This window comes from Flavobacterium sp. (assembly GCF_031381455.1).
GTDB lineage: Bacteria > Bacteroidota > Bacteroidia > Flavobacteriales > Flavobacteriaceae > Flavobacterium.
The window spans coordinates 1-14,639 of sequence record NZ_JANMXZ010000034.1 but is presented as its reverse complement, the minus strand read 5'-3'; the positions used below and the strand labels follow the sequence as shown (position 1 = coordinate 14,639).

The following is a 14,639-nucleotide window of genomic DNA, read 5'->3' as shown; positions in this document are numbered from 1 at the left end:
TAACAGTAACCAGCCCACCGGTTTGTGCAGGCACACCAGCTACAGTAACGGCAACGCCAACACCGGCAGGAACGTATACTTACACCTGGACCGTTCCATCGGGAGCAACAAATCCAGGAAACGTAGCAACATTCACTACCACAACCGCAGGAGTTTATAGTGTTATCATTACCAATACCACCACGACTTGTCCAAGTCAACCTGGTCAAACCACCGTTGTTATTAATCCGGTACCAACAGTAACAGTTACTAGTCCTCCAGTTTGTGCCGGAACACCAGCTACAGTAACAGCCACGCCAACACCAGCAGGAACGTATACTTACACATGGACAGTTCCATCGGGAGCAACAAATCCCGGAAACGTAGCAACATTCACTACCACAATAGCAGGTGTTTATAGCGTTATCATTACCAATACCACTACAACGTGTCCAAGTCAACCGGGACAAACAACAGTTGTTATTAATCCAGTACCAACAGTAACAGTAACCAGCCCACCAGTTTGTGCAGGAACACCAGCGACAGTAATGGCAACACCGATACCGGCAGGAACGTATACTTACACCTGGACAGTTCCATCGGGAGCAACAAATCCCGGAAACGTAGCGACATTCACTACGACAACCGCAGGTGTTTATAGTGTTATCATCACTAATACCACCACGACTTGTCCAAGTTTGCCAGGTCAAACCACCGTTGTTATTAATCCGGTACCAACAGTAGCAGTTACTAGTCCTCCAGTTTGTGCCGGAACACCAGCGACAGTAACGGCCACGCCAACACCGGCAGGAACATATACTTACACCTGGACCGTTCCATCAGGAGCATCTAATCCCGGAAACGTAGCAACATTCACCACCACAACTGCAGGCGTTTATAGTGTTATCATCACTAATACCTCCACGACTTGTCCAAGTTTACCTGGTCAAACCACAGTTGTAATTAATCCAGTACCTGTTGCTGGAAATGATGGGACATTGAATATTTGTTCTAACCAAAATTCGGTGGATTTATTTGATTCGTTATTAGGGTCACCACAAGCTGGAGGAACTTGGTCGCCAGCTTTAACTAGTGGCACAGGGATTTTTAATCCTGCAGTAGATACATCAGGTATTTATACTTATACTATTACAGGCATTACACCATGTGTTGATGATACTTCTAACGTTACGGTTGTAGTTACACCAGGACCAGAAGCAGGGACTGATAATTCACTTGTGATTTGTATAAATAATCCTTCTCAAGATTTATTTTTATTATTAGGTACAAATGCACAAACTGGAGGGACTTGGGCACCAGCAATGGTGAGTGGAACTGGAGTATTTGATCCAGCAGTAGATCCACAAGGAAATTATACCTATACTTTATCTGGAACTGCACCTTGTTCAAATGACGTAGCTAGAATATCGGTAACAGTGAACCCAATTCCGGATGCCGGAACAGATGGACATAAAACATTTTGTTCAAATGGTTCTTCAGAAGATTTAATTCTTTCTCTTGGAGGAACACCACAAGCAGGAGGGACTTGGTCACCTACTTTAACAAGCGGTACAGGATTTTTTGACCCAGCAATCGATACTGCAGGAACTTATACTTATACAGTCGGAAGTACTTGTGTTACACCTTCCACTTCAACGGTAGCAGTTTCTATAATTACAGCTCCAAATAGTGGAGGAGTTGGTCAGACTTTAAATACTTGTCCAGATGTAACTTCATTAGATTTGTTTACAGGTTTAGATGGAACTCAAAATGGCGGAAACTGGAGTGATGATGATGCTACTGGCGCATTGGTAAACAATATTTTCAACCCATCAACAGTTGGAGTTGGGACCTATCATTTCACTTATACAGTATTGGGAACTTCTCCTTGTTCAAACGCAACTTCAATAGTAACTGTGATTGTAAATCCTTTACCAAATGCTGGTAATGCAGTTACTATTGCTCCGGTTTGTACATCGGTTGGAACCATAGATTTGAATACTTTATTAACAGGTCAAGATGCTGGCGGCACATGGTCGGTGATTACTCCTGTAGATATTAGTGCCTTTATAGCCGGAACTTATACTTATACTTATTCGGTTACAAATTCATGTGGAACAGATACACAAGATGTACAATTTACAGTGCTACCAAATCCGATATTAACTTCTTCCAATATTGCCATTTCTCCGGCTTGTATTGGTTTAGATGTGACAGTTAATTTATTTGGAATGGTAGATGGAACGTATACATTAAATTATGATTTAGGCGGAAGCAACATACTTTCTAACCAAAACGTAACGGTAGTAATTTCGGGCGGTAATGGAAGTTTTACTATTCCAACAACTAATGTTCCTACTATTGGTACAACCACAATTACATTCAACACTATTCAAAATACGATTACTACTTGTCAGGTTACTTTGAACAATGTTAGTGGAACAATTGTTATCAATCCGATAGTTCAAATTGATAATACCAATATTGCAGTTTCTACAATTTGTATTGGAAGTGTAGCAACTGTTGTTATTTCTAATGCGACAAATCTTCCAGACGGAATTTATCAATTCAATTACAGTATTCCAACAGGAACTCCAACAACTGGAAATTCCGGAGACGTTACAATTACAGGAGGTAGCGGTCAGTTCACTGTTCCGGCTTCTGTTTTTGCAACAGTTGGAAGTTATACGATTACCATTAACAGTATTACTACCACAACAGGCTGTTCTAATACAACAGAAGATGCAAATGCAACTTTTGCTGTCGTTGCTCCATTATCAGCTGGAACATTTACAGGTCTGACTTCGGTATGTCCATCAACAGGTATAATGGATTTAGATGCTCTTTTAACAGGTGAAAGTACTGGCGGAGTTTGGACAGATAGCGCGTCGCAAGTCGTAACATCTCCAATAAATATTATCGGTTTCTCAGCCGCAACTTATAGTTATACTTATACTGTAACAAACACCTGTGGTACAGATACTGAAGTGGTACAATTTACCGTTTTTGCCAATCCACAATTAACAACGTTGAACATCTCAACATCCCCAACATGTATTGGAACCAATGCCGTAGTGAATCTTAACGGAATGGTTGATGGAACGTATACTTTAAATTATGATTTAAGCGGAAGCAACACTTTACCTGCTCAATCCGTTGTGGTTACAATTGCTGCAACTATTGGAAGTTTTACCATTCCAACAGCCTCGATTCCTAATGTTGGAACAACGGTAATTACATTTACCAGCATTGTAAATAATACAACAACATGCGCTAGTACATTAACAAATGTTGCTGCACAACTAATCATCAGGCCTTTGGCAGATATTGATAATGCAAATTTAAGCATTGCTAATGTTTGTTTTGGAAGTAATGTAGTTGTAAATATTGCCGGTGCAATTAATCTACCGGACGGAGTTTATCAATTTAATTATTCCATTCCAGGCGCTACTCCGGTAGCAGGAAACTCAGGAAATGTAACTATAACTTCAGGAGTTGGGCAATTTACCATTCCGTCAACTACATTCACAATTGCCGGGAATTATACATTAACTGTTACCGGAATAATAGCGGCGACAGGTTGTACGAATACAAGTGAAAATGCTTCAGCAACTTTCACCATTAATCCAATTCCAAGTACAACCGGAGCCATAGTTTCAGCTCAGGATACTTGCCCTAATTCTGATAGTAATGTTACCATAACCGGAATTAGTAATTTACCTAATGGAACTTATTCATTAACCTATCAATTGTCGGGAGCAAATTCAGGAACTGCGACTATTTCGGTAACGTTTACAAATGGTGGAACAACATTTACCATTCCCGGTGTAAGCATAGTAAATAATGGACAAACTACAGTTCAAATTACTAGCCTAAATTCTCCAAGTAATACTTGTGGAATATCTGGAGCAGGTGCACTATTAGGTAATTTCAATGTAATATCTGACCCGGCACCGACGTTAATTAATAGAGGAGAACTTTTCTGCGGAACCAATGTTCCTGCACCAACCATTGCCGACTTATCAGCAAATATTGTTGGTACGCCAACTATGATTTGGTATGATGCATTAACAGGTGGAACAGCATACAGTCCTTCTGAGGTATTGATAAATGGAACAACATATTATGGGGCTGTAGTTTCCGCTAATGGTTGTGAAAGCCTACGTCTTCCGGTTACTGTTGATTTAACGATTTGTGATGTTATCATTCCGGATGGATTCTCTCCAAACAATGATGGAATCAACGACACTTTTGAAATTCCAAATCTTGCAATTTTATTTCCAAATTTCAAATTAGAAATATACAATCGCTATGGTAGTTTAATCTATACCGGAAATAGAAACAAAGAAAATTGGGGCGGAACAACTACTGAAAGTGGTTTGAATTTAGGTGATAAATTACTGCCAACCGGAGTTTATTTCTATATACTGAATTTCAATGACGGAACAAAAAAACCTATTCAAGGACGAGTATATCTAAACAGATAGGAGAAATGAGTGCAACTATGAAACATAAAATTATTAAATATCTCTTAGTACTACTTGTTGTTTTTTTAACATCAAAATTACGAGCGCAACAAGATCCACAGTTTACTCACTATATGTATAATATGAGTGTCATGAATCCTGCTTATGCAACAGATAATGCTGATGTGATAAATATGGGAGGATTGTATCGCGCACAATGGGTTGGAATAGAAGGCGCACCAACAACACAAACCTTTTTTGCCCACAAACCGTTATCCAAAAGAGTAGAAATAGGAATTTCAGTTGTTCATGATGAAATAGGAGATGTGGTTAAAGAGAATAATATTTTTGCTGACTTTGCCTATGTTTTACCTTTAAGCGAAACTACTAAACTGTCTTTTGGATTAAAAGCCGGAGTTACCTTGTTCGATACAAATTTTAACGGATTTGTGCTTACTGACTCAGTTCCGGATCCGGCATTTCAGAATAACATCAACCAAACGTTTCCTAATATCGGAGTCGGAACGTATTTGTTTGGATCCAATTATTATCTTGGATTTTCAGCACCCAATTTAATGACGTCGAGACATATTGAAACCATAAACGGACATGCCGGAAGTGGCGTAGAATCGGTTCACTTTTTTATGACAGGTGGTTATGTATTTACGTTTAACGGAAATGATAACTTCAAACTGAAACCAGCCTTTATGGCAAAAGGAGTTGAAGGCGCACCAGTTTCTTTAGATTTAACAACCAATGTGTTAATCAATAATAAATTTGAAGCCGGAGTTGGTTATAGAATGGGTGATTCGGTTAGCGGTTTAGCTAGTTTTTATATCACGCCAACACTCAGAATAGGATATTCGTATGATTATACGCTTTCCAATTTGAGAGATTTTAATTCTGGTTCGCATGAAGTCTTTTTACTATTTGATATAGATTTAGGTAAACTTTCAGGCAAAGGATACGATAAATCACCACGATTCTTTTAAAATGAAAATGATGAAAAAATTCTACTACATACTTTTTGTTTTTTGCAGTATCACCACTCTTTTTGCCCAAAAAAAAGTCAGTGTTAAACAAGCCAACACTTTGTTTGCAAGTAAGTCTTATGTTAAAGCTGCCGAAGCTTATGAGCAAGTAATTCAGACAAAGCAAACCAAACAAGTGTTGCAAAATTTAGGAGATTGTTATTATTACAATTTCCAAATGACCAATGCGGTTCGTGCCTACGGACAACTATTTTTTACCTTCAAAGACAGCGTGAAAAAAGAGGTGCTTTTCAGATATGCCAACGCACTTAAAGGGACAAAAGATTTTGACAAAGGCGACGCCATGATGTCGGAGTATTTAGGGTTTGATCAAAATACTCCGAAATTTATGAAGAACATCACCCGAAACACACCAAATAGTTTCAAGTTGCAAATCATGTCAAAAAACAAAACCAACGGCGATTTCGGAATTTCTTTCTATGGCGATAAAGTAACGTTTGCATCTACACGAAATGCACAAGAGAAAGCCTATGGTTGGAATGACAAACCGTATTTGGATTTATTTTCCGCATCAGTTGATAGTCAAGGGCAATTGGTAAAAGTGGAACCTTTTCCTGCTATTATAAATACGAAGAAACACGAAAGTTCTGCGACATTCAGTGCCGATGGTAAAACAATGTATTTCAACAGAAGTGCTGAGAAGCAGGTTAAAATTGGTGAAGAAAGAGTGGCAATGATTAAAATATATAAAGCCGAATTTGTTGATGGAAAATGGACGAATGTTACGATGCTGCCATTCTCAAGCGATTCTTATTCGGTGGAACATCCATTCCTGACGAAAGACGGAAAGAAACTTTATTTTGCCAGCGATATGTTGGGCACGATAGGCTCGATGGATATTTTTGTGGTCGATATAAATGAAGATGGAACCTTCAGCCAGCCAAGAAATTTAGGTGAAACTATTAACACCATTCACAGAGAACAGTTCCCATTTGTAACTGAAGACGGAACACTTTATTTCGCTTCTGACGGACATCAGGGCAATGGGAACTTAGATGTTTTCATGAGCTTAAAATTGAGCGACACCGAATTTGACAAACCACTCAATCTGGGTTCAACTATTAACAGCGAAATGGATGATTTTAATTTCATTTTGGATGAGAAAAATAATAAAGGTTATTTTGCGTCCAATAGAACAGGCGATGATAATTTATACACTTTTATTCAGGAAGAAAATAAATTGCAATATCTGGTTGAAGGTGAAGTTCGAGATTTAAAATCAACCGAACTTTTGCCTGGCGCAACAGTTAAATTATATGATGACAAAGGTAATCTTCTGGAGGAAATTTTGGTAGGTAAAGATGGTACGTTTACCTTCAATACGGAGCCAAACAAGAAATACAAAATCATGGCTTTCAAAGATTTTTATATTCCCGCCGAAGCCGAATTTGACACCAGTCAAAAAGGAAAAGTCTACATAGACCTTCAAATGAAAGTCGAGTCATATTATGATGCAGAAGACATTATCAATAAAAAAGATGACGGAACAGTGCTTATCGAACTGGAAAACATCTATTTCGATTTGGATAAATGGAATATCAAACCACAAGCAGCGCAAGTACTTGATGTCTTGGTAAGCTTGTTGAAAAAATATCCATATATGGAAATTCAAATTGGTTCACATACCGATTCACGTGCATCGGCAGTTTATAATTTAAGGTTGTCAAATAAACGTGCCGCATCAGCATTAGAATACTTGGTACAAAATGGAATTGATAGAAAAAAGCTGCGTTCAATAGGTTATGGTGAAACCAAGCCATTGATCATTTGCCCTAAAAACGATTGTACAGAAGCTGAGCATGCCACAAATCGTAGATGTACGTTTATGATTTTGAAATAGGAGTTAGTTGTTGTTAAATATTGAATTTTTGAGGAAAATGCACACTTGATCGGGGTGCATTTTTTTGTCAACTATTCATCCCGAATCTGTATTTTTGTAATTCACAATTACTACAAATGAAAAAGTTTCTTCCATTCGTATGCTTATTCGTTATTTCAAACCTAACAGCACAACAACGACCAAAATTGGTAGTTGGTATTGTGGTCGACCAAATGAAAATGGAATACCTGTATCGCTTTCAAAGTGATTTTTCCGAAAACGGTTTTAAACGATTGATGAATGAAGGGTTTACGTTTTATAATATGCATTTCAATTATATGCCAACTTCGACTGCACCGGGACATGCTTCTATTTATACTGGAACAACGCCTTCAGTTCACGGAATCATGGGTAATGATTGGTTCAATAGAAAGCTCGGAAAAGGAATGTATTGTACAGATGATAAATCAGTTAGTATGCTTGGAGATGGTAAAAAAGAAGAAGGCGAAATGTCACCCAAAAACCTTTTGTCTACAACCGTTACAGATGAGTTGCGATTGTCAACCAATTTCAAAGGAAAAGTCATTGGTATAAGCTTAAAAGACAGAGGTTCTATTCTTCCGGCTGGCCATTTTGCGAATTGGGCATTTTGGTACAGCGATACCGGGAATTTTATTTCAAGTACATTTTATGGCGATAAATTACCTGATTGGGTAACGGAGTTTAATAACGAAAAGCATTATCTGCCTTATCTCAAAAAGGGTTGGGATTTATTTAGACCAATAGAAACCTATAATGAGAGTTTAGCAGATGACAATCCACATGAAAGCGAGTTGTTCGGATTTAAACCCGTTTTTCCGTATGATTTGAATAAAATGTATGAAAAGAAAGGTGGTGATATATTCCGTTCGATTCCTTTTGGCAATGATTTGCTTCAGGAGTTCGCTATAAGAACTATTGAAAAAGAAGGATTGGGAGAAGACAATGTTACGGATTTTTTGACCTTTAGTTTTTCGGCTAGTGACTATATTGGTCACGATTTTGGACCGCGTTCTATGGAAGTTCAAGATACTTATTTGCGTTTGGATCAAAACATAGCCAGTTTTTTAAACTATTTAGATAAAAAAGTTGGGAAAGGGAATTATTTAGTTTTCCTGACAGCCGATCATGCTGCCGCGGAAACGCCAAAATTCCTAAAAGAACACAAATACAATGTGGATAATATTGTAATCAAAGAAATTCGTACGGCTTTAAAAGATTTTTCTGTTGCTACTTTCGGAGAGAATTTAGTGTTGAATTATACAAAGTTTAACCTGTATTTCAACAGAGAGATTATTAAATCGAAATCATTGGATTTAAAAGTGGTTAAGCAAGCTTTCAAAGACTTTCTAATGAGTCAGGAGCAAGTCAAAAGAGTTTATACAGAAGAAGAGATTTTAGCTAACACAGGCGCAGATTATTTTCTGAATTGTATTGCCAAAGGGTATGATGTTTCTCAAAATGGCGATTTAGTAATTTTAGACAAACCTGGATTTCTTGAGGGCAAACCTACAGGAACAGAACACGCAGCACCTTATACTTATGATACACATGTGCCGTGCATTTTCTTTGGCTGGAACATCAAAAAAGGAGAAACCCATGATAAAAAAGTAATAACACAAATTGCACCAACCTTATCTCAAAAACTAAAAATCACTATTCCGAATGGTACAGAGAGTGAAGTGCTTTTGGAAGTTTTAGATAAATAAAAAATGTCTTTACTTTCTTCGTCAGCACAAGCTAGCTCAGACTGACAATCTATAATCAATTGGATATGCAAATGTCACACTGAGCTTGTCGAAGTGCTTTTTAATTCAAAAAATGCCATAAAAACCGCGAAAGTTGATTTCGGGGTTTTCTTTATATAATTCAACCAAAATCTGGTTGAATAAAAAGATTATGTTCTTATTGTTATATACTTTCCCCAAACTTCAACAAATTATTATCTGGGTCAAGTAAAGAAAATTCCTTCTGTCCCCAAGGTTTTGCTTCTAAATAACCATTGGGATGAATCCTAACTTTTTTGTCAAGTAAAGTTTGGTAAAAGCTATCAATACCATCAACCCGAATATAAACCTGTCCATAGTTTTCGGTTGGATCAAGTTCTTTGAATTCAAAAAAGTGAATTTGAATGCTGTCCTTTTGTACCATTAGATAGCCATCATAATCCGCACTTCCAAAAAGCTCGAAGCCCAATTGGTTTACATAATAGTCCCAAGTAACAGTTTTATCACGCATGGGAAGTTTTGGATTGATGTGTGTGAGCATAGTAAGGTGGTTTCATTGATACTATCATTTGATATTATCAAAAGTAGTTTTTTTACGAGTACTCAAAATTATTAATCTTTAACTACCAATCACTAACGGAAGAGAATAAAGTACTCTAACAACTTTTCCGTTTTGTTTTCCCGGGTTCCACTTTGGTAAACTTTTTAATATTTGAATCAATGCTGCAGCTTTAGGAGGATCAACCCGACGAAGAATTTTTACATCACTAAGCGAACCATCTTTTTCTATTACAAAAATTGCATATACTTTTCCTTTTATTTCCGATGCATATCCGGCTTTTAGGTAACTTTCATTTACAAACGCATTTAATTTATCTAATCCTCCGGGAAATTCAGGTTTAACATCAAGTCCGGCGGTGTTGTATATGTTGTTGTCTTCTTGCTTTTCAACAGTTTGAGAAAAGGCAGCTATGCTATAAAACAGAAGAAGTAATGTGATTATTTTTTTCATAGTGAATTTATTTATTAATATCAAGTAGCTTGCAATGTCCAATAACTCACTAATACTTAGAAGTCACATTCTACAAAATCTAATATACTAAAAAAAATACGCTACTTATAATTCTCACAATAAAACTTTCAAACAATAAAAAATCCCGTCTCATTTACCGAACGAGGCGGGATTTTTTATTACAAGTCTACCATTATCTGATTCTGCAGTAAATCATCAAAGGTTTCGCGTTCTCTAATCAAATGACCTTTGCCGTTTTTCCACAATACTTCAGCAGGTTTGAAACGCGAATTATAGTTAGACGCCATCGAGAAACAATAAGCACCTGCATTCCTAAAGCAAAGCGTGTCGCCTTCGTGAATTTCGGCAATCCTGCGGTTGTTGGCAAACGTATCGGTTTCACAGATATAACCCACAACAGTATAAAAACGCTCTTTGCCTTTTGGCTTGGATATATTTTCGATATAATGCTGTGAACCATAAAACATTGGACGGATTAAATGGTTGAAACCACTGTCAATTCCGGCAAAAACAGTCGATGTAGTTTGTTTTACCACATTCACTTTTGCCAAAAAGAAACCGGCTTCACTTACTAGAAATTTTCCGGGTTCAAAAGCCAAGGTCAGCTCGCGGCCATATTCTTTTTCGAAAGCCAAAAAGCGTTTGGTTAGTTTTTTACCCAATTCTTCTACATTGGTTTCGATATCGTCTTTTTTATAAGGCACTTTAAATCCGGAACCAAAATCAAGGAATTCTAAATTTTTAAATTGTTTGGCGGTATCGAATAATATTTCAGATGCGTACAAAAACACTTCAATATCCAAAATGTCAGAACCTGTGTGCATGTGAATGCCGTTGATGTTCATCTTAGTATTTTCAACGATTCTTAAAACATGTGGAATCTGATAAATAGAAATCCCAAATTTGCTATCAATATGACCCACAGAAATGTTCTCGTTTCCACCCGCCATCACATGCGGATTAATACGAATACAAACCGGAACTTTTGGATGTTTGGCACCAAAATGCTCCAAAATAGAAAGGTTGTCAATATTAATTTGAACGCCCATTTCAGCAACTTCTTCAATCTCTTCAAAGGAAACTCCGTTTGGCGTAAAAATGATTCGGTCAGGCGTAAAACCCGCATGCAAACCCAGTCGCACTTCCTGAATGGAAACCGTATCCAATCCGGAACCAAAATTCTTTAGTAGCTTTAAAATTGAAATATTCGACAAGGCTTTCATCGCATAATTGATGCGAAGCTTTTCTACTTTAAACGCATTGGTTAAGCGCTTGTACTGAAGTTCAATTTTATTGGCATCATAAACGTATAAAGGATTTCCGAATTGTTCTGCTAAGTCTAGTAATTCTTTGGGTTGCATGATTTTATTTTTTTTAACTTCGTTCAATTCGTCTCGTCTTTAGGACGAGACTCGGGTGGCAAAGATAGTCTATGATGTCAGTAATGACAATAGTTTTATGATTTTATGCAGATTTTGGTATTTTTACAAATTTGGTAAATCGCCATTTCCTTTGGTTGGTAAATTGGTGTAACCCATCAAATAATTATCAACTTCCCTCGCGGCTTCTCGTCCTTCTGAAATAGCCCAAACGATTAAAGATTGACCGCGTCGCATATCGCCAGCAGTAAAAATATTTGGGATATTGGTTTGATAGTTTTTGGCTTTGTAATTGTTTTTGAAATCGATTTCAATTCCTAATTGATCGCTTAACGTTTTCTCTGGTCCAGTAAAACCTAGTGCCAATAAAGCTAATTCACATGGCCATATTTTTTCAGAACCTGCTTTTTCAACAAGTTGTGGACGTTCTCCTGGTGTCATTTTCCAAGCCACTTCAACAGTTTTTAATCCGGTTAATTCTCCTTTGTCATTAGAAATAAATTCTTTGGTGTTGATGAGCCAGTTTCTATCACAGCCTTCTTCGTGTGAAGAGGATGTTTTTAATTGCAAAGGCCAAAAGGGCCAAGGCGTAGTTTCGCTTCTGTATTCTGGTGGTTTTGGTAAAATTTCAAAATTCGTTACCGATTTTGCGCCTTGTCTGTTAGAAGTTCCAACACAGTCAGAACCCGTATCGCCACCACCAATTACAATTACGTTTTTACCTTTTGCTGTTATTTGATTTGGAACAGTTTCTCCGTATAATGCTTTGGTTTGCTGTGTCAAAAAAGTCATGGCCTGTACAACTCCTTTGCTTTCGATGCCTCTTGTTGGAATGCTTCTTCTTTCGGTTGCGCCACCACACAAAACAATGGCATCAAATGAATTGAGTTGCTTTATGCTATAATTTACACCAACATTGACATTGGTTTTAAACACAATTCCTTCTGCTTCAAGAATAGCGATGCGTCTGTCGATGATGGCTTTTTCCAGTTTAAAATTTGGAATTCCATAACGAAGTAAACCGCCAATAGCATTGTCTCTTTCGAAAACAGTTACCAAATGACCAGCACGGTTTAATTGCTGTGCTGCTGCTAATCCGGCTGGACCGGAACCAATTACGGCTGCGGTTTTTCCAGTTCTGATTTCCGGTGGTTGTGGTTTTATCCAACCTTCGGCAAAACCTCTTTCCACTATATTTTTTTCAATATTTTCAATCGCAACCGGTTCGCTGATAATGCCTAATACACATGATTTTTCACATGGCGCCGGACATAATCTTCCCGTAAATTCAGGAAAATTATTTGTCGATTGTAAAATTTCTAAAGCGCTTTGCCATTCTTCCTGATGCACCATGTCATTAAAATCGGGAATTAAATTCCCCAATGGACAGGCGCTGTGACAAAAGGGAATACCACAATCCATGCATCTTGAACCTTGCTCTTTTATTTTTTCTTTTCCTAACGGAATTGTAAATTCGTTGTAGTTTGAAACACGTTCTTGAACAACCAAATTGCTTTCGTCGGTTCTGTCGTATTCTTTAAATCCACCTAACTTTCCCATCTTAATTTGCTATTAATGCTGCTATTTGTTTTTCTTCTGATAATCTTTGCAATGCTTTTTTATAATCGGTTGGCATTACTTTGATAAACTGTTTTTTTTGATTTTCCCAATCGTCGAGCATCAGTTTCGCCAATGGACTATTGGTAAAAAGCGAATGTCTTTTTATTAATCTTTTAAGCTGTGTCAAATCATTTTCATCCAATGGTTCCAGTTGAACCATTTCCATATTGCACAAGCCTTTTTCAAATTCTTTTTTCTTGTCAAAAACATAGGCAACGCCACCACTCATTCCGGCAGCAAAATTCCGACCTGTTTTTCCTAAAACGACGACAGTTCCACCAGTCATATATTCACAACCATGATCTCCAACGCCTTCCACAACAGCAGTTGCGCCTGAATTTCTAACGCAAAAACGCTCACCCGCAATTCCGTTTATGTAGGCTTCTCCGGTAATTGCTCCATATAATGCAACGTTACCAATAATAATATTTTCTTCTGGCTTGAAAGTCGCTGTTGGCGGAACTTTGATAATCAGCTTTCCGCCTGATAGTCCTTTGCCCAAGTAATCATTGCAGTTTCCGTGAATTTTAAACGACAAACCATTTGTAGCAAAAGCACCAAAACTCTGCCCGGCTGAGCCTTCAAAATCTATTAAAATAGTGTCTTCGGGTAAACCTTGTGCACCATATATTTTTGAGATTTCATTACTTAAAATGGCGCCGACGGAACGATCTGTATTTTTAATTTTAAAATTAATCCGGGTTTTTTCTTTTCTATAAATAGAAGGAATTGCCGCTTTTATAATTTCAAAATCAAGCACATGTTCTAAATGATGGTCTTGCGATGTTGTATTGTGATTTGGAACGACTTTAGCTTTTTCCGGTTTGTAAAGAATGGTCGATAAATCCAAACCACTGGCTTTATAATGTTTGATGGCTTTGTTGACGTTCAATTTTTGAGATTGTCCCACCATTTCTTTTAATGTTCTAAAGCCTAGTTGTGCCATGATTTCACGTAATTCTTCAGCAATGAAATACATAAAATTAATGATGTGTTCCGGTGTTCCTTTGAAGTTTTTACGCAATTCAGGATCTTGAGTGGCGATACCAACAGGACATGTATTCAAATGACAGGCGCGCATCATAATGCAACCCGAAGCTACTAACGGAGCCGTTGCAAAACCAAATTCTTCTGCGCCAAGCAAAGCAGCAATGGCAACATCGCGACCCGTTTTTAATTGCCCGTCACATTCAAGAACCACACGACTTCGCAAATCATTCAGAATTAAAGTTTGTTGTGCTTCTGCCAATCCAAGTTCCCATGGAATTCCCGTGTGTTGCAACGATGTTAATGGTGCGGCACCAGTTCCACCATCGTAACCCGAAATCAGAATTACATCGGCTTTCGCTTTGGCAACACCGGCAGCAATTGTTCCTACACCTACTTCGGAAACCAATTTCACATTAATTCGTGCTTCGCGATTGGCATTTTTTAAATCAAAAATCAATTGTGATAAATCTTCTATCGAATAAATGTCGTGATGTGGCGGCGGAGAAATCAGTCCAACATAAGGCGTTGAATTTCG

9 protein-coding genes are annotated in these 14,639 nt (G+C 37.7%); 4 read left to right on the top strand and 5 right to left on the bottom strand.

Features of this window, described 5'->3' with window-relative positions; genetic code table 11:
- The 4 genes from RMN97_RS08200 to pafA all read left to right on the top strand — a co-directional run.
- Positions 1 to 4,466, top strand: a 4,466-nt coding sequence (locus tag RMN97_RS08200; RefSeq protein ID WP_309614038.1) for a gliding motility-associated C-terminal domain-containing protein, incomplete at its 5' end; no start/stop codon positions are given.
- Positions 4,467 to 4,483: 17 nt separating this feature from the next.
- The gene (locus tag RMN97_RS08195; RefSeq protein ID WP_309614037.1) at positions 4,484 to 5,437 is read left to right on the top strand and encodes a type IX secretion system membrane protein PorP/SprF; all 954 of its coding nucleotides are present in this window, start codon (positions 4,484 to 4,486) and stop codon (positions 5,435 to 5,437) included.
- Positions 5,438 to 5,447: 10 nt separating this feature from the next.
- Entirely contained in the window at positions 5,448 to 7,337 is a 1,890-nt protein-coding gene (locus tag RMN97_RS08190) for an OmpA family protein (protein WP_309614036.1), read from the top strand.
- A gap of 116 nt (positions 7,338 to 7,453) precedes the next feature.
- Positions 7,454 to 9,064, top strand: coding sequence for an alkaline phosphatase PafA (pafA, locus tag RMN97_RS08185; protein ID WP_309614035.1), 1,611 nt, complete (start codon positions 7,454 to 7,456; stop codon positions 9,062 to 9,064).
- 202 nt (positions 9,065 to 9,266) lie between these two features.
- On the opposite strand, the gene RMN97_RS08180 is transcribed toward pafA, so the two are convergent.
- The 5 genes from RMN97_RS08180 to RMN97_RS08160 form a co-directional block, all read right to left on the bottom strand.
- Positions 9,267 to 9,623 carry a VOC family protein gene (locus RMN97_RS08180; RefSeq protein WP_309614034.1) on the bottom strand — a complete coding sequence of 119 codons (357 nt, stop codon included), beginning with the start codon at positions 9,621 to 9,623 and terminating at the stop codon, positions 9,267 to 9,269.
- A 78-nt stretch (positions 9,624 to 9,701) separates the two neighbouring features.
- Positions 9,702 to 10,094: an energy transducer TonB gene (locus tag RMN97_RS08175; RefSeq protein WP_309614033.1), complete on the bottom strand. Its 393-nt coding sequence runs from the start codon at positions 10,092 to 10,094 to the stop codon at positions 9,702 to 9,704.
- 179 nt (positions 10,095 to 10,273) lie between these two features.
- Positions 10,274 to 11,476: a diaminopimelate decarboxylase gene (gene lysA / locus RMN97_RS08170; RefSeq protein WP_309614032.1), complete on the bottom strand. Its 1,203-nt coding sequence runs from the start codon at positions 11,474 to 11,476 to the stop codon at positions 10,274 to 10,276.
- Positions 11,477 to 11,599: 123 nt separating this feature from the next.
- Positions 11,600 to 13,054: a glutamate synthase subunit beta gene (locus RMN97_RS08165; RefSeq protein ID WP_309614031.1), complete on the bottom strand. Its 1,455-nt coding sequence runs from the start codon at positions 13,052 to 13,054 to the stop codon at positions 11,600 to 11,602.
- A 1-nt stretch (position 13,055) separates the two neighbouring features.
- A partial coding sequence (locus RMN97_RS08160) for a glutamate synthase-related protein (protein WP_309614030.1) occupies positions 13,056 to 14,639 on the bottom strand: 1,584 nt, incomplete at its 5' end.

Coding starts and splice junctions, on each gene's coding strand:
- RMN97_RS08195 (WP_309614037.1), top strand. CDS start 4,484: ATGAAACATAAAATTATTAAATATCTCTTAGTACTACTTGTTGTTTTT.
- RMN97_RS08190 (WP_309614036.1), top strand. CDS start 5,448: ATGAAAAAATTCTACTACATACTTTTTGTTTTTTGCAGTATCACCACT.
- pafA (WP_309614035.1), top strand. CDS start 7,454: ATGAAAAAGTTTCTTCCATTCGTATGCTTATTCGTTATTTCAAACCTA.
- RMN97_RS08180 (WP_309614034.1), bottom strand. CDS start 9,623: ATGCTCACACACATCAATCCAAAACTTCCCATGCGTGATAAAACTGTT.
- RMN97_RS08175 (WP_309614033.1), bottom strand. CDS start 10,094: ATGAAAAAAATAATCACATTACTTCTTCTGTTTTATAGCATAGCTGCC.
- lysA (WP_309614032.1), bottom strand. CDS start 11,476: ATGCAACCCAAAGAATTACTAGACTTAGCAGAACAATTCGGAAATCCT.
- RMN97_RS08165 (WP_309614031.1), bottom strand. CDS start 13,054: ATGGGAAAGTTAGGTGGATTTAAAGAATACGACAGAACCGACGAAAGC.